The 17,440-nt window shown below is 62.5% G+C and carries 19 protein-coding genes; all 19 read left to right on the top strand.

The annotated features are described in order from the left end of the window. Positions 1-1,383: a sigma-54 dependent transcriptional regulator gene (locus C0058_RS23690; protein ID WP_087694335.1), complete on the top strand. Its 1,383-nt coding sequence runs from the start codon at positions 1-3 to the stop codon at positions 1,381-1,383. A gap of 129 nt (positions 1,384-1,512) precedes the next feature. Next, the gene (gene fliE, locus C0058_RS23685; RefSeq protein ID WP_003214581.1) at positions 1,513-1,845 is read left to right on the top strand and encodes a flagellar hook-basal body complex protein FliE; all 333 of its coding nucleotides are present in this window, start codon (positions 1,513-1,515) and stop codon (positions 1,843-1,845) included. A gap of 14 nt (positions 1,846-1,859) precedes the next feature. After that, complete coding sequence (fliF, locus tag C0058_RS23680; protein WP_008434839.1) at positions 1,860-3,635, top strand: flagellar basal-body MS-ring/collar protein FliF; 1,776 nt, start codon at positions 1,860-1,862, stop codon at positions 3,633-3,635. Then, complete coding sequence (gene fliG / locus C0058_RS23675; protein ID WP_003214577.1) at positions 3,628-4,647, top strand: flagellar motor switch protein FliG; 1,020 nt, start codon at positions 3,628-3,630, stop codon at positions 4,645-4,647. The genes fliF and fliG overlap by 8 nt, the downstream gene beginning before the upstream one ends. Positions 4,648-4,657: 10 nt before the next feature. Beyond that, a complete protein-coding gene (gene fliH, locus C0058_RS23670; protein ID WP_008434837.1) occupies positions 4,658-5,422 on the top strand; it encodes a flagellar assembly protein FliH in 765 nt (254 codons plus the stop codon). Next, on the top strand, positions 5,412-6,770 hold the full coding sequence (fliI, locus tag C0058_RS23665) for a flagellar protein export ATPase FliI (RefSeq protein WP_087694334.1): 1,359 nt from the start codon (positions 5,412-5,414) through the stop codon (positions 6,768-6,770). The genes fliH and fliI overlap by 11 nt, the downstream gene beginning before the upstream one ends. 3 nt (positions 6,771-6,773) lie before the next feature. Further along, entirely contained in the window at positions 6,774-7,223 is a 450-nt protein-coding gene (gene fliJ / locus C0058_RS23660) for a flagellar export protein FliJ (protein WP_008434833.1), read from the top strand. Between the two features lie 88 nt (positions 7,224-7,311). Continuing rightward, positions 7,312-7,617: an STAS domain-containing protein gene (locus C0058_RS23655; RefSeq protein WP_003214569.1), complete on the top strand. Its 306-nt coding sequence runs from the start codon at positions 7,312-7,314 to the stop codon at positions 7,615-7,617. After that, complete coding sequence (locus C0058_RS23650; protein WP_102369674.1) at positions 7,614-9,332, top strand: fused response regulator/phosphatase; 1,719 nt, start codon at positions 7,614-7,616, stop codon at positions 9,330-9,332. The genes C0058_RS23655 and C0058_RS23650 overlap by 4 nt, the downstream gene beginning before the upstream one ends. A 30-nt stretch (positions 9,333-9,362) precedes the next feature. Further along, on the top strand, positions 9,363-9,710 hold the full coding sequence (locus C0058_RS23645) for an Hpt domain-containing protein (RefSeq protein WP_102369673.1): 348 nt from the start codon (positions 9,363-9,365) through the stop codon (positions 9,708-9,710). A gap of 415 nt (positions 9,711-10,125) precedes the next feature. Beyond that, complete coding sequence (locus C0058_RS23635; protein WP_087694332.1) at positions 10,126-11,496, top strand: flagellar hook-length control protein FliK; 1,371 nt, start codon at positions 10,126-10,128, stop codon at positions 11,494-11,496. 223 nt (positions 11,497-11,719) lie between these two features. Next, a complete protein-coding gene (gene fliL, locus C0058_RS23630; RefSeq protein WP_003214560.1) occupies positions 11,720-12,220 on the top strand; it encodes a flagellar basal body-associated protein FliL in 501 nt (166 codons plus the stop codon). A 9-nt stretch (positions 12,221-12,229) separates the two neighbouring features. Beyond that, complete coding sequence (gene fliM / locus C0058_RS23625) at positions 12,230-13,198, top strand: flagellar motor switch protein FliM (protein WP_003214559.1); 969 nt, start codon at positions 12,230-12,232, stop codon at positions 13,196-13,198. 34 nt (positions 13,199-13,232) lie between these two features. Beyond that, positions 13,233-13,700, top strand: a complete 468-nt coding sequence (fliN, locus tag C0058_RS23620) for a flagellar motor switch protein FliN (protein ID WP_003214557.1) — start codon at positions 13,233-13,235, stop codon at positions 13,698-13,700. Position 13,701: 1 nt separating this feature from the next. Further along, positions 13,702-14,136: a flagellar biosynthetic protein FliO gene (fliO, locus tag C0058_RS23615; RefSeq protein ID WP_023659254.1), complete on the top strand. Its 435-nt coding sequence runs from the start codon at positions 13,702-13,704 to the stop codon at positions 14,134-14,136. Continuing rightward, positions 14,136-14,879 carry a flagellar type III secretion system pore protein FliP gene (gene fliP / locus C0058_RS23610; RefSeq protein WP_003214554.1) on the top strand — a complete coding sequence of 248 codons (744 nt, stop codon included), beginning with the start codon at positions 14,136-14,138 and terminating at the stop codon, positions 14,877-14,879. Before fliO ends, fliP begins: the two co-directional genes overlap by 1 nt. 3 nt (positions 14,880-14,882) lie before the next feature. Further along, the gene (gene fliQ, locus C0058_RS23605) at positions 14,883-15,152 is read left to right on the top strand and encodes a flagellar biosynthesis protein FliQ (protein ID WP_003214552.1); all 270 of its coding nucleotides are present in this window, start codon (positions 14,883-14,885) and stop codon (positions 15,150-15,152) included. Positions 15,153-15,165: 13 nt separating this feature from the next. Beyond that, on the top strand, positions 15,166-15,942 hold the full coding sequence (gene fliR / locus C0058_RS23600) for a flagellar biosynthetic protein FliR (protein ID WP_003214551.1): 777 nt from the start codon (positions 15,166-15,168) through the stop codon (positions 15,940-15,942). Positions 15,943-15,945: 3 nt separating this feature from the next. After that, complete coding sequence (flhB, locus tag C0058_RS23595; RefSeq protein WP_087694331.1) at positions 15,946-17,082, top strand: flagellar biosynthesis protein FlhB; 1,137 nt, start codon at positions 15,946-15,948, stop codon at positions 17,080-17,082. Positions 17,083-17,440: the final 358 nt, after the last annotated feature.

Below are 17,440 nucleotides of genomic sequence, written 5' to 3'. Positions count from 1 at the left end.
ATGGCTATCAAGGTTTTATTGGTTGAAGACGATCGCGCCCTGCGTGAAGCATTGGCTGACACGCTGTTGCTGGCGGGCCATGACTATCGGGCGGTCGGTTCTGCCGAAGAAGCCCTGGACGCGGTGGAGCAGGAGTCCTTCAGCCTGGTAGTCAGCGACGTCAACATGCCGGGCATGGACGGACACCAGTTGCTCGGCCTGTTGCGTGCGCGCCAGCCGCAACTGCCGGTGCTGCTGATGACCGCCCACGGCGCCGTGGAGCGTGCCGTCGACGCCATGCGCCAGGGCGCTGCGGATTACCTGGTCAAGCCCTTCGAACCCAAAGCCTTGATCGAACTGGTCGCCCGGCATGCCCTTGGCACCCTGGGCGCTGCCGAGGGTGAAGGTCCGATTGCCTTCGAGCCGGCCAGCGCGCAATTGCTGGAACTGGCGGCCCGTGTTGCCCGCAGCGATTCCACCGTGCTGATCTCCGGCGAGTCCGGTACCGGCAAGGAAGTACTGGCGCGCTACATCCACCAGCAATCCCATCGTGCCAGCCAGCCGTTCATTGCGATCAACTGCGCGGCCATTCCCGACAACATGCTCGAAGCCACCTTGTTCGGCCATGAGAAGGGCTCGTTCACCGGCGCCATCGCGGCGCAGGCCGGCAAGTTCGAACAGGCCGACGGCGGCACCATCCTGCTCGACGAAATCTCCGAAATGCCCCTGGGCCTGCAAGCCAAGTTGCTGCGGGTATTGCAGGAGCGCGAAGTGGAGCGGGTGGGGGCACGCAAGCCGATCCAGCTGGACATCCGTGTGGTCGCCACCACCAACCGCGACCTGGCGGGCGAAGTGGCGGCGGGGCGTTTTCGTGAGGACCTGTTCTACCGGCTCTCGGTGTTCCCGTTGGCCTGGCGCCCGTTGCGCGAGCGCCCGGCCGACATCATCCCGCTGGCCGAGCGCCTGCTGGGCAAGCACGTCAATAAAATGAAGCATGCCCAGGCGCGCCTGTCGGCCGAGGCCCAGGCCTGCCTGATCAGCTACCCGTGGCCCGGCAACGTGCGGGAACTGGACAATGCGATCCAGCGTGCGTTGATTTTGCAGCAGGGCGGCCTGATCCAGCCCCAGGATTTCTGCCTGGCCATGGGCGCGGGCGCAGCCCCGCAGCCGAGCCTGGCTGCCGCGCCACAGGTCGAAGCCGTGCCTGCCGAATCCGCCGGCGCCCTGGGCGACGACCTGCGTCGCCGGGAATTCCAGATGATCATCGACACCCTGCGCTCCGAGCGGGGGCGCCGCAAAGAAGCCGCCGAGCGCCTGGGCATCAGCCCGCGCACCCTGCGCTACAAGCTGGCGCAGATGCGTGACGCCGGGATGGACGTGGAAGCCTACCTCTACGCCACCTGAAAATTCTCAAAGCCGACAGGGCCAGTCGCCTTTTCTTACAGAATGCCACGGAGCTGGCACCCTTGTTGCTACCACCCCTGTAATCGCTGTGTAGTGTCAAAAAATTGCGGGTCGTCGGAGAGAAAGTTCATGAGCCAAGGTGTTGAGTTCAATCGGTTGATGTTGGATATGCGGTCCATGCAAATGGATGCCATGGCTCAACCGAAATCCGCCGCGCAAGCCGTACCGGAATTGGGCCAGAGCAGCTTTGCCGACATGCTCGGCCAGGCCATCAACAAAGTCAGCGACACCCAGCAGGCATCCAATCAGTTGGCGACCGCCTTCGAGATCGGCAAGAGCGGCGTGGACCTCACCGACGTGATGGTCGCCTCGCAAAAAGCCAGCGTTTCATTCCAGGCCTTGACCCAGGTGCGCAACAAACTGGTTCAAGCCTATCAAGACATCATGCAGATGCCGGTTTAAGGACGATTTGAGTCATGGCAGAAGCACTCGTGGATAACGCACCCGCCAAGGCAGACGGCAAGCCGCCGCTGTTTGGCCTGTCGTTCCTGGAAAACCTCTCCGAGATGACCATGTTGCGTCAGGTAGGCCTGATGGTCGGCCTGGCTGCCAGCGTGGCGATTGGTTTTGCCGTGGTGCTGTGGTCCCAGCAACCGGATTACCGTCCGTTGTACGGCAGCCTGGCCGGCATGGATTCCAAGCAGATCATGGAAACCCTGGCGGCGGCAGACATCAGCTACACCGTCGAACCGAATTCCGGCGCCCTGTTGGTCAAGGCCGACGATGTGGCCCGTGCGCGGATGAAGCTGGCGGCTGCCGGGGTAACCCCGTCCGACGCGAATATCGGCTTTGAAATCCTCGACAAGGACCAGGGCCTGGGGACCAGCCAGTTCATGGAAGCCACCCGCTACCGTCGCGGCCTGGAAGGCGAACTGGCGCGCACCATCTCCGCCCTGAACAACGTCAAGGGCGCCCGCGTGCACCTGGCGATTCCGAAAAGCTCGGTGTTTGTGCGCGATGAACGCAAGCCCAGCGCCTCGGTGCTGGTCGAACTCTTTGCCGGCCGCTCCCTCGAGCCTGGCCAGGTATTGGCGATCATCAACCTGGTGGCCACCAGCGTTCCTGAATTGAGCAAGTCGCAGATCACCGTAGTCGACCAGAAGGGCAACCTGCTGTCGGACCTTGCGGAGAACTCCTCGCTGACCATGGCCGGCAAGCAGTTCGACTACAGCCGTCGCATGGAAAGCATGCTGACCCAGCGTGTGCACAACATCCTGCAACCGGTGTTGGGCAATGATCGCTACAAGGCTGAAGTGTCGGCCGACGTCGACTTCAGCGCCGTCGAATCGACCTCCGAGCAGTTCAACCCGGACCAGCCGGCCCTGCGCAGCGAGCAATCGACCACCGAGCAACGTACCGCCAGCAATGGCCCGCAAGGCGTGCCGGGTGCCCTGAGCAACCAGCCGCCCACCCCGGCCACTGCCCCGCAAACCACCGGTGGCGCTGCCGCTACCGCAGGCGCGGTGCAGCCTGGCCAGCCGCTGTTGGACGCCAACGGCCAGCAGATCATGGACCCGGCCACTGGCCAGCCCATGCTCGCGCCGTACCCGGCCGACAAGCGCAACCAGTCCACCAAGAACTTCGAGCTTGATCGTTCCATCAGCCACACCAAGCAGCAACAGGGTCGGATCAATCGCCTGTCGGTGTCGGTGGTGGTGGATGACCAGGTCAAGGTCAATGCCGCAGACGGCGCCATTACCCGCGCCCCATGGAGCGCCGATGAATTGGCGCGCTTCACTCGCCTGGTACAGGATGCGGTGGGCTTCGATGCCAGCCGTGGCGACAGCGTCAGCGTGATCAACATGCCGTTCTCCGCCGAGCGTGGCGAAGTCATCGCCGAGGCAGCGTTCTATACTCAGCCGTGGTTCTGGGACATCGTCAAGCAAGTGCTGGGGGTGTTGTTCATCCTGTTGCTGGTGTTCGGCGTACTGCGCCCGGTGCTCAACAACATCACCGGCCACGGCAAGAAGCAACTGGCCCTGGCCGGCGGCGACGTCGAACTGGGTGGCATGGGCGGCCTCGATGGCGAACTGGCCAACGACCGCGTGAGCCTCGGTGGCCCGCAAAGCATTCTGTTGCCGAGCCCGAGCGAGGGGTATGACGCTCAGTTGAACGCAATCAAGAGCCTGGTGGCCGAAGACCCGGGTCGTGTGGCCCAGGTCGTGAAAGAGTGGATTAACGCAGATGAGTGATAGCCGAGCTGCAGTAGCCAAACTCTCCCGGGTCGACAAAGCCGCCGTGCTGTTGCTGTCCCTCGGAGAAACCGACGCCGCCCAAGTGCTGCGCCACATGGGGCCCAAAGAGGTTCAGCGTGTCGGCGTGGCCATGGCGCAAATGCGCAATGTGCACCGCGAGCAAGTCGAGCAGGTGATGAGCGAGTTCGTCGAGATCGTCGGCGACCAGACCAGCCTGGGCGTCGGCTCCGACAGCTACATTCGCAAGATGCTCACCTCGGCCCTGGGCGAAGACAAGGCCAACGGCCTGATCGATCGCATCCTGCTGGGTGGCAACACCAGCGGCCTCGACAGCCTGAAGTGGATGGAACCGCGGGCCGTGGCCGATGTGATCCGCTACGAACACCCGCAAATCCAGGCGATCGTGGTGGCGTATCTCGACCCCGACCAGGCCGGTGAAGTGCTCGGCCACTTCGACCATAAGGTGCGCCTGGATATCATCCTGCGCGTCTCGTCGTTGAACACCGTGCAGCCAGCGGCCCTGAAAGAACTGAACACGATTCTCGAGAAGCAGTTCTCGGGCAATTCCAACGCTTCGCGCACCACCCTGGGCGGCATCAAGCGTGCGGCCGACATCATGAACTTCCTCGACAGCTCGGTGGAAGGCCAGTTGATGGACTCGATCCGCGAGATCGACGACAGCCTGTCGGTGCAGATCGAAGACCTCATGTTCGTGTTCAACAACCTCTCCGATGTCGACGACCGTGGCATCCAGGCGTTGCTGCGGGAAGTGTCCTCCGACGTGCTGGTGCTGGCCCTCAAGGGCTCCGACGAAGGCGTCAAGGAAAAGATCTTCAAGAACATGTCCAAGCGGGCTTCCGAACTGTTGCGCGACGACCTCGAGGCCAAGGGCCCGGTGCGCGTCAGCGACGTGGAAACTGCGCAGAAGGAAATCCTCACCATTGCCCGCCGTATGGCCGAAGCCGGAGAAATCGTTCTCGGTGGGAAGGGCGGCGAAGAAATGATTTAAGGCGCCGCGCATGTCGAACAAAGATGAGACGCCCAGCGATCTGATTCGCGCACGGGACGTCGGAGGGTTCGACGTCTGGTCGCTGCCCAGTTTCGACCCGCATCGCCCGGAGCCTGAGCCGGAGCCGGTAGAAGAACCCCCGGCCGAGATGGAAGAAGTGCCGCTGGAGGAAGTTCAGCCACTGACCCTGGAAGAGCTCGAAAGCATTCGCCAGGAAGCCTACAACGAAGGTTTTTCCACCGGCGAGAAGGACGGTTTTCGCAGCACCACTCTCAAGGTCCGCCAGGAAGCCGAGGCCGCGCTGAGCGTCAAGCTGGCCAGCCTGGAAACCCTGATGGGCAGCCTGTTCGAGCCCATCGCCGAGCAGGACTCGCAGATTGAAAAAGCCATGGTCGGGCTGGTGGAGCACATCACCCGCCAGGTGATTCAGCGCGAATTGGCCCTGGACTCCACGCAAATCGAAAGCGTGATGCGCGAAGCCCTCAAGCTGCTGCCCCTGGGCGTCGGCAACGTGCGGCTGTACATCAACCCGCAGGATTTCGAACAGGTCAAAGCACTGCGCGAGCGCCATGAAGAAACCTGGCGCATCGTCGAAGACGCCGCGCTGCTGCCCGGTGGTTGCCGGGTCGAGACCGAGCACAGCCGCATCGATGCCACGGTGGAGACGCGCATCACGCAGATCATGGCCAAGCTGTTCGATCAGTTGCACGAGCAGGCGCTGCACCCGGCAGAGCCGGACTTGAGCGTAGAGCTGGACACCCCCGATGCGCCTTGACCGCACCAGCTTCGCCAAGCGCCTGGGTGGCTATGCCGAAGTCACCGAGTTGCCCGGCCAGCCGATCCTGGAGGGCCGCCTGCTGCGCATGGTCGGCCTGACCCTGGAAGCCGAAGGCCTGCGCGCCGCCATGGGCAGCCGCTGCATGGTGATCAACGACGACAGCTACCACCCGGTGCAGGTCGAAGCCGAAGTGATGGGGTTCTCCGGCAGCAAAGTATTCCTGATGCCCGTCGGCAGCGTTGCCGGCATTGCCCCCGGCGCTCGCGTGGTGCCGCTGGCCGACACCGGCCGCCTGCCGATGGGCATGAGCATGCTCGGCCGCGTGCTGGATGGCGCCGGGCGCGCCCTCGACGGCAAGGGTGGGATGAAGGCCGAAGACTGGGTGCCGATGGACGGCCCGACCATCAACCCGCTCAAGCGCAACCCCATCAGCGTGCCGCTGGACGTGGGCATTCGCAGCATCAACGGTTTATTGACGGTGGGCCGCGGCCAGCGCCTGGGCCTCTTCGCCGGTACCGGCGTGGGTAAGTCGGTGCTGCTGGGGATGATGACGCGCTTTACCGAGGCCGACATCATCGTGGTCGGGCTGATCGGCGAGCGGGGCCGCGAGGTGAAGGAATTCATCGAGCACAGCCTCGGCGAAGAAGGCCTCAAGCGTTCGGTCGTGGTGGCCTCACCGGCGGATGACGCGCCGCTGATGCGCCTGCGCGCCGCGATGTACTGCACGCGCATCGCCGAATATTTTCGCGACAAGGGCAAGAACGTCCTGTTGCTGATGGACTCCCTGACCCGTTTCGCCCAGGCCCAGCGGGAAATTGCGCTGGCCATCGGCGAGCCGCCGGCCACCAAGGGCTATCCGCCGTCAGTGTTCGCCAAGCTGCCCAAGCTGGTGGAGCGTGCCGGTAACGCCGAAGCCGGTGGTGGTTCGATCACTGCGTTCTACACCGTACTCTCCGAGGGCGATGACCAGCAGGATCCGATTGCCGACTCGGCGCGGGGCGTGCTCGACGGGCACATCGTGCTGTCCCGGCGCCTGGCCGAAGAAGGGCACTACCCGGCCATCGACATCGAAGCCTCCATCAGCCGGGTGATGCCGTCGGTGGTCACCCCGGAGCACATGATGCGCGCGCAGCAGTTCAAGCAACTGTGGTCGCGTTATCAACAGAGCCGCGACCTGATCAGCGTCGGCGCCTATGTGGCCGGCGGCGATCGCGAGACCGACCTGGCGATTGCCCTGCAACCGCAACTGGTGACGTACCTGCGCCAGGGCCTCAACGACAAGATCAGCATGGGTGAAAGCGAGGCACACCTGGGCACCATCTTCGCGCCGGCGCCGGGCGGATAAACCATGGCCAACACTCGCGCCGCGCGCCTTGCCCCGGTAGTGGACATGGCCGAAAAAGCTGAAAAGACCGCCGTCCAGCGCCTGGGGTACTTCCAGGGCCAGGTTCGCCTGGCGGAAAGCAAGCTGGGGGACCTGGAGCGCTTTCGCGGCGAGTATCAGCAGCAGTGGATCGAGCGTGGCAGCAAGGGCGTCTCCGGGCAGTGGCTGATGGGCTACCAGGGCTTTCTCAACCAGTTGGAAACCGCCGTCGGCCAGCAGCGCCAGAGCCTGGCCTGGCACCAGGCCAACGTCGACAAGGCCCGCGACAGCTGGCAACAGGCCTATGCCCGGGTCGAAGGCCTGCGCAAACTGGTGCAGCGCTACATCGACGAAGCCCGTGCACTGGAAGACAAGCGCGAGCAGAAACTGCTGGATGAATTGTCCCAGCGTCTTCCCCGCCAAAACCCCTATTAACCACGCCCTCGCTCCTACACGGATTTGCCCACTTCCCCATCACCTGCTACACCTTGTTGCACATTGCCAATGACAAGGAAGCAGTCGTATGTCAGTCGAATCAGAAGTGTCCCTGGACGGGACGAAGTTGACGATCACCGTCAGGGGGCGATTCGATTTCGGTAGCCACCAGGCCTTTCGTGATGCCTACGAGCGGTTCTACAAGGTGCCCGAGATCTACGTGGTGGACTTGAAGGAAACCACCTACATGGACAGCTCGGCCCTGGGCATGCTCCTGCTGTTGCGTGACCATGCCGGAGGCGACAATGCCGAAGTGCAGGTGGTCAACGCCAACTCCGATGTGCGCAAGATCCTGGCCATTTCCAACTTCGACAAACTGTTCGACCTCACTTGAGCGTCCTGGCCCCGGTCCTCGAGGCGCTGACGGTGTTGATCGCCGAAGACAGCGCCGCCGACCTGTTGTTGCTGTCGACCATCGTGCGCCGCCAGGGCCACCAGGTGCTGACCGCCAGCAACGGCCAGGAAGCGGTCGATGTGTTTACCCGTGAACGGCCGCAGTTGGTGTTGATGGACGCCCTGATGCCGGTGATGGACGGCTTCGAGGCGGCCCGGCAGATCAAGCAACTGGCGGGGGAGGCGCTGGTGCCGATCATCTTCCTCACCTCCCTGCGCGAGAGCGAAGCCCTGGCCCAGTGCCTGGATGCCGGGGGTGACGACTTCCTGGCCAAACCCTATAACCAGGTGATCCTGGCGGCAAAGATCAATGCCATGGATCGCCTGCGTCGCTTGCAGGCCACGGTGTTGCAGCAACGCGACCTGATCGCCCGGCACCACGACTACCTGCTGCAGGAGCAGCGAGTGGCCAAGGCGGTGTTCGACAAGGTGGCCCACTCGGGCTGCATCAACGCCGCGCCGAATATTCGTTATGTGCAGTCGCCCTACGCGCTGTTCAACGGCGATTTGCTGTTGGCCGCGTACACGCCGTCGGGCGATATGCATGTGCTGCTGGGGGACTTTACCGGCCACGGTTTGCCGGCGGCGGTCGGCGCCATGCCCCTGGCGGAAGTGTTCTACGGCATGACTGCCAAGGGCTACGGATTGGCGCAAACCCTGCGGGAGATGAACGCCAAGCTCAAGCGCATCCTGCCGGTGGACATGTTCTGTTGTGCCACCTTGCTGTGCCTCAGCGCCCAGCGACGGGTGGTAGAGGTGTGGAACGGCGGCATGCCCGACGGCTACGTGCATGACGTCACCACCGGCAAGCGCACGCCGCTGGTGTCGCGGCATTTGCCATTGGGCGTGCTGGCGGCCGAGGCGTTTGATGACTGCACTGAAGTCTGGCCGATGGCGCTGGGTGACCGAGTGTTTTTGCTGTCGGATGGTGTGCTGGATACTGCCGATGCCCATGAACAGTTGTTTGGCGCCGAGCGGTTGCAGCAGGTGTTTGCGGCCAATCGCGAGCCGGACCGGTTGTTCGAGGAGATCGAACAGGCCCTGGCGGGTTTTCGCGGTGAGGTGCGCGATGACATCAGTATGGTGGAGATCAGCCTGCAGGCGGATGAGCCGTTGCGTTCGTCGTCGGTGGTGTATTCCGACAGTGGGCAGTCGTCGCCGCTGGATTGGTCGGTAAGTTTTGAGTTTCGTGCCGAGACGCTCAAGTCCTACAACCCTTTGCCGTATTTGTTGCAGTTGCTGTTGGAGATTCATGGGCTGCGGGAGCAGAGCGGGGCGTTGTACAGCGTGATGGCGGAGTTGTATTCCAATGCGCTTGAACATGGTGTGCTGGGGCTGGATTCGCGGCTCAAGCGGGATGCGCAGGGGTTTGCTGCGTATTACCGCGAGCGTAATGAGCGGCTGGCGCGGTTGGATAGCGGGTATGTGCGGGTGCACCTGGATGTGATGCCGACCGGGGAGGGGGGGTGTCTGACGCTGCGGATCGAGGACAGTGGGGCCGGGTTTGATGTGGATAAGGTGCTGGCCAGGCCGCTGGATGTTGACCGTCTGTCTGGTAGGGGATTGAGCCTGGTGCGTCAGTTGAGCAGCGATGTAGGCTGGTCTGACGGCGGGCGGTGTGTGTGCGTGGAGTTTTCATGGAAGGCTCTGGCATAATCCGCCGATTCTTGATCAAGGAGCGAACAAGTGGCAGAGATTCATCTGGACCCCGATGTGCTGACTGGCTTGCAGGAGGTCATGGAGGGCGAGTATCCGAAGCTGCTCGACACTTTTCTCGATGACTCGCAAAAGCGGGTAGAGGCGTTGCGCCGGGCTCGGGATGATGCCAAGGCGCTTGGGCGGATTGCGCATAGCTTCAAGGGGAGTAGCGGTAATCTTGGGGCGGTGCGGTTGGCTGAGCTTTGTCAGTTGCTCGAGGATAAGTCCGCCAAGCCTGTGGTTGCGGATTTGGCGCAGTTGGTGGATGAGATTGACCATGAATTCGCGCTGGTGCGGCCGTTGTATGAGCATGAGCGGGAGCGGTTTCAGCTCTGACGCTTTTGGTGTGTATATCCGTTTCTTCGGTAACGGCGGCTTATGGTTTCGCTCTTGCAGCGAGTCACTTTGCAAAAGCGGCACAGTAACCAAAGCGCTCTGCCCCATCAAAAAACAGAGCGAAAGCAGAGCTGCTTTTCTGTGGGAGCGGGCTTGCTCGCGAAAAACCTGAGAGCGCCGCGTTCATCCAGAATGCCCGCGTCATCGTTAACGACCTTCGCTAGCAAGCCCGCTCCCACATTTGGACCGTGCCCGCTTTTGATTTGGCTGTTGCTTTTGCTCTTCAACACTCAAGACCCCATATAAGCCATCACCCAAATAACGGATATGCACCCTTAAACCAAAACCTGGCCCAACTCTTGCTCTATCTCCTGTTACCGCACCCTCGACCCCTGTGCGGCGGAGACTCTTGACTATGGCAATCACCCCGAATTCGCTCCTTCAGGCAGCCCTTGCGGCCAAGCCTCAAGCGCCCGCTGCCAATCCACCGGCAGTGGCTGCGAACCCGCGGGACAAGGCCCCGGGCTTCGCTCAGGTGTTCGCCAACCAGGCCCCTGCGCCTGCGGCAAAACCTGCCGACACCCCCATCAAATCCACCCGCGACAAGCCTGCGGACAACAGCCCCAAGCCCGCCGCCAACAACGACAAGCCTGCCGCCGGTACCCCATCGGTTGCCGATAACGGCAAGACTTTGCCTGCCAACCCGCCGGCCAAGGCGGACACCCCGGACACCACCGCCAAGTCAGACGACGATGCCCCGGCAGACGATCCGTCCCTGGCCCAGCAACCTCCGGTCGACCCCGCCGTAGACCCGGCGCTGATAGCCGCGGTAGTCCCTGTCCCCGTCCCCGCTACGCCGGCGCCCGTCGAGACCCCGACGCCGGCCACCGCGAAGGATGACAAAAACCAGCCAGTCGTGGCGCCACCGATGGCCGCGACCGACGACGCCAAGCCCGCCTTCGATCCCGAGGCCGATCCGCTGGATGCAATGCCTGCCGTGCGCCTGGCCATGGAACAGGGCGGACACGTGTCCGCCAGCAGCCAGGCCCCGGCAAAAACCGCCCCGGCCCCGACCCAGGATCAGCCGACCGCCGCGCAAAACTTCGTCACAGGCCTGGCCAATATGGTCGACCAGCAAGCGTCCAAGGACAGCACCGACCAGGGCGGCGACAAAGCCTTCGCCGGTCTGATCGACGGCGGCCTCAAGGATTTGAAGGACGCCAGCAGCGACACCCGTGTCGATGACTTCGCCAACCGACTCGCCGCGCTGACCCAGGCTGCCACGCCGAAAACTGCGAATGCCCTGCCGCCGGTGGCCAACGCGCCATTGGCCATGCACCAGAGTGGCTGGACCGATGAGGTGGTGAACCGGGTCATGTACCTGTCCAGCGCCAACCTCAAGTCGGCAGAGATCCAGTTGCAGCCCGCTGAGCTGGGTCGCCTGGACATCAGCGTGAAGATGTCCGCCGACCAGCAGGCGCAAGTCACCTTCATGAGCGGCCATGCGGTGGTGCGTGAAGCCCTGGAAAGCCAATCGGGCCGCCTGCGGGAGATGTTTGCCCAGCAGGGCATGGGCCAGGTCGACGTTAACGTGTCCGACCAGTCCCGTGGCTGGCAGGGGCAGCAGGGCCAGGACCAGCAACAGCAGAACCAGGCTCGCGGCGTCAGCGGCAGCGGCGGGCGGGGTGATGGGGTTGATGGCGGCGGTATCGGTGAGGTGGCTGAAGTGGCCGCGCCGGTGGTGCAGTCGGTGATTGGCTCCAGTGCCGTGGACTACTACGCCTGATCCGAGGCCTGGCGATGATCAAAATGTGGGAGCGGGCTTGCTCGCGAATACGGAGTGTCAGTCACAGTTACAGGTGCTGATCCACCGCTTTCGCGAGCAAGCCCGCTCCCACATTGGTTTTGCAGTGTCGGCGAAACCGTGACCGAACTGACAACTCTGGCATAACACTTGCTCTTGCCTTTCCCCAGAACTATGAATCCCAGAATAGTGACGGATTATTGGCATGGCGAAGAGCGACGACGCAGCAAAAGCACCCGCAGGCAAGGGCAAGCTCAAGCTTATCCTGCTGATTGTCCTGGCCTTGTTGCTGGCGATCGGCCTGTCCGTGGGGGCTACCTGGTACTTTATGCACAGTGCCCAGAGCAAACCGGCCGCCACGGCCGAGGTCAACCCCAACGTCAAGCAACCGGCAATCTTCGAGCCGATGCTGCCGGCGTTTGTCGCCAACTTCAATCAGAACGGCCGTCAACGCTACCTGCAGGTGAGCATTACCCTGCTGGCGCGTAACCAGGCAGACCTGGATGCCCTCAAGGTGCACATGCCAGTGATCCGCAACAACCTGGTGATGCTGTTTTCCGCCCAACCCTTCGACACCCTCGCCACCCCGGTGGGCCAGGAAATGCTGCGCCAGAAGGTCACTGCCAGCGTGCAGGAAGTGGCCCAGAAGGAAGTCGGCAAACCGGTGATCGAGCAGGTGCTCTTCACTAATTTCGTATTGCAGTAGGATCACGACATGGCCGTGCAGGACCTGCTGTCCCAGGATGAAATCGATGCGCTGCTCCATGGCGTCGACGATGGTCTGGTACAGACCGAAATGGCTGCCGAGCCCGGCAGCGTCAAAAGCTACGACCTGACCAGCCAGGATCGCATCGTCCGTGGACGCATGCCGACCCTGGAAATGATCAACGAGCGTTTTGCCCGTTACACCCGTATCAGCATGTTCAACATGCTGCGCCGCTCGGCGGACGTGGCAGTGGGCGGCGTGCAGGTGATGAAGTTCGGTGAGTACGTGCACTCGCTGTACGTGCCCACCAGCCTCAACCTGGTGAAGATCAAGCCGCTGCGCGGCACCGCGCTGTTCATCCTCGACGCCAAGCTGGTGTTCAAGCTGGTGGACAACTTCTTCGGCGGCGATGGCCGTCACGCCAAGATCGAAGGCCGTGAATTCACCCCGACCGAGTTGCGGGTGGTGCGCATGGTGCTGGAGCAGGCCTTCATCGACTTGAAGGAAGCCTGGCAGGCGATTATGGAAGTCAATTTCGAGTACATCAACTCGGAAGTGAACCCGGCCATGGCCAACATCGTCGGCCCCAGCGAAGCCATTGTGGTCTCCACCTTCCACATCGAACTCGATGGCGGCGGCGGCGACCTGCACGTGACCATGCCGTACTCGATGATCGAGCCGGTGCGCGAGATGCTCGATGCCGGTTTCCAGTCCGACCTCGACGACCAGGACGAACGCTGGGTGAAAGCCCTGCGCGAAGACCTGCTGGACGTCGACGTACCCCTGAGCGCCACCGTGGCCCGTCGCCAGCTGCGTTTGCGGGATATTTTGCACATGCAGCCGGGGGATGTGATTCCCGTCGACCTGCCGGAAGAACTGATCATGCGCGCCAACGGCGTGCCGTCGTTCAAGGTCAAGCTCGGTTCTCACAAAGGCAACCTGGCGTTGCAAGTGATCGAACCGATCAACCGTCGCTGATCCACCTTAATTTCTGCTCCGCCGAGGACATGTAATGGCTACCGAACACGAAAACACTTCCGCCGAAGACCAGGCCCTGGCTGACGAGTGGGCGGCTGCCCTGGAAGAAACCGGCGATGTTGGCCAGGACGATATCGATGCACTGCTGGCGGCCGATGCGGCCACTGCACCGGTCGGCAACCGCCTTCCCATGGAAGAGTTCGGCAGCGTGCCGAAGAACAATGACCCGGTGACCCTCGACGGTCCGAACCTGGACGTGATCCTCGACATCCCGGTGTCGATCTCCATGGAAGTCGGCAGCACCGAAATCAACATCCGCAACCTGCTGCAGCTCAACCAGGGGTCGGTGATCGAGCTGGACCGCCTGGCCGGCGAGCCGCTGGACGTGCTGGTCAACGGCACGCTGATCGCCCATGGCGAAGTGGTGGTGGTCAACGAGAAGTTCGGCATCCGCCTGACCGACGTGATCAGCCCGAGCGAACGCATCAAGAAGTTGCGTTGATATGAAGCGCTCATTGGTAGGACTGTTATCGACGCTGCCCTTGAGCGTAATGGCAGCAGAACCGGTTGCCCAGGCGGCTGCGCCGGCACTCGGCAGCGGTGTGGGCGGGCAACTCACCCAGTTGGTGCTGGGGTTGTTGCTGGTGGTGGGGCTGATCTTCGTGCTCGCCTGGGTGCTGCGCCGCGTGCAGCGCATCGGCCCGGGCAATGCCCAGGTCATCGAGCTGGTGGGTTCACGCGCCCTTGGCCCGCGGGACAGGCTGGTGCTGGTGCAGGTCGGCGACGAGCAGATCCTGCTGGGCATCACCCCCGGTCGCATCACCCCGTTGCACGTGCTCAAGTCGCCTGTGGAAGTGGCCCAGACCCAAGCGGCCACGCCGGAATTCGCCCAGCGCCTCATGGAGTTGCTGGGCAAGGATCAGAAGGATAAGAAGTAATGCGCGTTTTATTGACGCTCATGCTGTTGCTGGCAGCGCCGCTGGCGTACGCAGCAGACCCATTGTCGATCCCGGCGATCACCCTGGGCACTAACGCGGCGGGCGCGCAGGAGTATTCGGTCAGCCTGCAGATCCTGCTGATCATGACCGCGCTGAGCTTCATCCCCGCGTTCGTGATGCTGATGACCAGCTTCACCCGCATCATCATCGTGTTCTCGATCCTGCGTCAGGCCCTCGGCCTGCAACAGACGCCGTCGAACCAGATCCTCACCGGCATGGCGCTGTTCCTGACGCTGTTCATCATGGCGCCGGTGTTCGACAAGGTGAACCAGCAAGCCCTGCAACCGTACCTGGCGGAGAAAATGACCGCCCAGGATGCGATCGACAAGGCCCAGGGCCCGATCAAGGATTTCATGCTGTCGCAGACCCGTTCCAGCGACCTCGAGTTGTTTGTGCGGTTGTCCAAGCGTACCGACATCGCCAGCCCCGACATGGCACCGCTGACCATCCTGGTGCCGGCGTTCGTGACCTCGGAGTTGAAGACCGCGTTCCAGATCGGCTTCATGATCTTCATTCCGTTCCTGATCATCGACCTCGTCGTGGCGAGTGTGCTGATGGCCATGGGTATGATGATGCTGTCGCCGCTGATCATTTCGTTGCCGTTCAAGATCATGCTGTTTGTGTTGGTGGACGGGTGGGCGCTGATAATCGGCACCCTGGCCGGCAGTTTCGGTGGGGTGTAGGCCATGACGCCAGAAGTAGCAGTCGACCTGTTTCGCGAAGCCCTGTGGCTGACCACCATGATGGTCGCCGTACTGGTGGTGCCGAGCCTGTTGGTGGGCCTGTTGGTGGCGATGTTCCAGGCCGCGACCCAGATCAACGAACAGACCCTGAGCTTTTTGCCGCGCCTGCTGGTGATGCTGATCACCCTGATCGTCGCCGGCCCGTGGCTGGTGCAAACCTTCATGGAATACATCCTGCAGCTGTACGGCAGTATTCCGCAGTTGATCGGCTGACCCCGTGAATTCGATGCTGGCCTTGACCGACACCCAGATCAGCACCTGGGTGGCCTCGTTCATCCTGCCGTTGTTCCGGGTCACGGCCGTGCTGATGACCATGCCGGTGTTCGGCACCACCCTGGTACCACGGCGCATCCGCCTGTATTTCGCGGTGGCGATCACCGTGGTCATCGTGCCGGGCTTGCCGCCGATGCCACCGGTGAATGCCCTGGACCTCAGTGCAATGATGCTGATCGCCGAGCAAATCATCATCGGCGCCTTGCTGGGCTTCTCCCTGACGCTGTTCTTCCAGGCCTTCGTGATCGCCGGGCAGATCATCTCGATCCAGATGGGCATGGGCTTCGCGTCCATGGTCGACCCTACCAACGGCGTGTCGGTGGCGGTGATCGGGCAATTCCTGACGATGCTGGTGACCTTGCTGTTCCTGGCCATGAACGGCCACCTGGTGGTGTTCGAGGTGATGACCGAAAGTTTCACCACCTTGCCGGTGGGCAGCGGGTTGGTGGTCAATCATTTCTGGGAGCTGGTGGGGCGCTTGAGCTGGGTGCTCGGTGCATCCTTGCTGCTGGTATTGCCGGCGATCACTGCGCTGCTGGTGGTCAACATCGCCTTTGGCGTGATGACCCGGGCGGCGCCGCAGTTGAACATCTTCTCCATCGGTTTCCCGTTGACCCTGGTGCTGGGCATGGGGATTTTCTGGGTCGGCATGGCTGACATTCTCAATCAGTATCAACCGCTGGCGACCGACGCCTTGCAGTTTTTACGTGACTTGGCGCGGGCGCGGTAAGCCATGGCCGAGAGCGAGAGTGGCCAGGACAAGACAGAAGACCCCACGGAGAAACGTAAAAAGGACTCCCGGGAAAAGGGCGAGATTGCCCGCTCCAAAGAGCTCAACACCCTGGCGATCATGCTCGCCGGTTCCGGCGGCCTGCTGATCTACGGCGGTGGCCTGGCCCTGGACCTGATGGAGTTGATGCGCCTGAATTTCTCCCTGCCCCGCGACGTGCTGCTGAGCCCGGGGGCCATGGGTTTGTACCTGCTGCACTCGGGCAAGATCGCGATCCTCGCGGTGCAGCCGATCCTCATCACCTTGTTGCTGGCGGCCCTGATCGGCCCGATTTCCCTCGGCGGCTGGCTGTTTGCCGCCGGCAGCCTGGCGCCCAAATTCAGCCGGATGAACCCGGCGGCCGGGCTCAAGCGGATGTTTTCCACCAAGGCCCTGGTGGAGCTGCTCAAGGCCTTGGCCAAGTTCATCCTGATCCTGTTTGTGGCGTTGACGGTGTTGTCGTCCGACATCGACGACCTGCTGCGCATCGCCCATGAGCCGATCGAGCTGGCGATCATCCACAGTGTGCAAGTGGTGGGCTGGAGCTCGCTGTGGATGGCTTGCGGGCTGATCCTCATTGCTGCGGTGGATGCGCCGATCCAGCTGTGGGAAAGCCACAAGAAACTGCTGATGACCAAGCAGGAAGTGCGCGACGAGCACAAGGACCAGGAAGGCCGGCCCGAGGTCAAGCAGCGGATTCGCCAGCTGCAGCGCGAGATGTCCCAGCGCAAGATGATGGCCTCGGTGCCCGATGCCGATGTGGTCATCACCAACCCGACCCACTACGCCGTGGCGCTCAAGTACGACCCGGAGAAGGGTGGGGCGCCGATGTTGCTGGCCAAGGGCAGTGATTTCACGGCGTTGAAAATCCGCGAGATTGCGGTAGCCAATGACATCCTGCTGCTGGAATCGCCGGAGTTGGCGCGGTCGATCTTCTACTCCACCGACCTGGACCAGGAAATTCCGGCCGGGTTGTATCTGGCGGTGGCTCAGGTGTTGGCGTACGTGTATCAGATCCGCCAGTACCGGGCGGGCAAGGGCAAGCGGCCGGATCCGCTGAAGGACCTGCCGATTCCGCCGGATTTGCGTCGGGATTCCTGATTTTGTAGCGTCCCTCCTGGCCTCTTCGCGAGCAAGCCCGCTCCCACATTTGACCGTGTATATCCTGTAGAAACGCGGTCAAATGTGGGAGCGGGCTTGCTCGCGAAGGCGTCCGCCCAAACAACAGAAATCCCCCTGAGCGTTCCCGCAATTGCATCTCGCACCGTGTAAGTCGCGGGCGAGGGCGCTACCTCAATCAGCGTGGCGAGGGAGCAAGCTCCCTCGCCACAGGTGATGTGCACGCGGCGGTATGTCGTTGCTGGCCGCCGGAACGATCTGCTTCCTCAAGCAAAAGTTGGAAGGCTTCTTGCAATACCGCCTCCAGGACGCTTCCCGGCGTCAAAAGTTTGCTTCAAGG

The organism is Pseudomonas sp. NC02, assembly GCF_002874965.1.
Classification (GTDB): Bacteria; Pseudomonadota; Gammaproteobacteria; order Pseudomonadales; family Pseudomonadaceae; genus Aquipseudomonas.
This window is presented reverse-complemented; position numbering and strand designations above follow the sequence as displayed.

Excerpts from the sequence above, each read along its gene's own strand:
- C0058_RS23690 (WP_087694335.1), top strand. The coding sequence starts at position 1 with ATGGCTATCAAGGTTTTATTGGTTGAAGACGATCGCGCCCTGCGTGAA.
- fliE (WP_003214581.1), top strand. The coding sequence starts at position 1,513 with ATGAGCCAAGGTGTTGAGTTCAATCGGTTGATGTTGGATATGCGGTCC.
- fliF (WP_008434839.1), top strand. The coding sequence starts at position 1,860 with ATGGCAGAAGCACTCGTGGATAACGCACCCGCCAAGGCAGACGGCAAG.
- fliG (WP_003214577.1), top strand. The coding sequence starts at position 3,628 with ATGAGTGATAGCCGAGCTGCAGTAGCCAAACTCTCCCGGGTCGACAAA.
- fliH (WP_008434837.1), top strand. The coding sequence starts at position 4,658 with ATGTCGAACAAAGATGAGACGCCCAGCGATCTGATTCGCGCACGGGAC.
- fliI (WP_087694334.1), top strand. The coding sequence starts at position 5,412 with ATGCGCCTTGACCGCACCAGCTTCGCCAAGCGCCTGGGTGGCTATGCC.
- fliJ (WP_008434833.1), top strand. The coding sequence starts at position 6,774 with ATGGCCAACACTCGCGCCGCGCGCCTTGCCCCGGTAGTGGACATGGCC.
- C0058_RS23655 (WP_003214569.1), top strand. The coding sequence starts at position 7,312 with ATGTCAGTCGAATCAGAAGTGTCCCTGGACGGGACGAAGTTGACGATC.
- C0058_RS23635 (WP_087694332.1), top strand. The coding sequence starts at position 10,126 with ATGGCAATCACCCCGAATTCGCTCCTTCAGGCAGCCCTTGCGGCCAAG.
- fliL (WP_003214560.1), top strand. The coding sequence starts at position 11,720 with ATGGCGAAGAGCGACGACGCAGCAAAAGCACCCGCAGGCAAGGGCAAG.
- fliM (WP_003214559.1), top strand. The coding sequence starts at position 12,230 with ATGGCCGTGCAGGACCTGCTGTCCCAGGATGAAATCGATGCGCTGCTC.
- fliN (WP_003214557.1), top strand. The coding sequence starts at position 13,233 with ATGGCTACCGAACACGAAAACACTTCCGCCGAAGACCAGGCCCTGGCT.
- fliO (WP_023659254.1), top strand. The coding sequence starts at position 13,702 with ATGAAGCGCTCATTGGTAGGACTGTTATCGACGCTGCCCTTGAGCGTA.
- fliP (WP_003214554.1), top strand. The coding sequence starts at position 14,136 with ATGCGCGTTTTATTGACGCTCATGCTGTTGCTGGCAGCGCCGCTGGCG.
- fliQ (WP_003214552.1), top strand. The coding sequence starts at position 14,883 with ATGACGCCAGAAGTAGCAGTCGACCTGTTTCGCGAAGCCCTGTGGCTG.
- fliR (WP_003214551.1), top strand. The coding sequence starts at position 15,166 with ATGCTGGCCTTGACCGACACCCAGATCAGCACCTGGGTGGCCTCGTTC.
- flhB (WP_087694331.1), top strand. The coding sequence starts at position 15,946 with ATGGCCGAGAGCGAGAGTGGCCAGGACAAGACAGAAGACCCCACGGAG.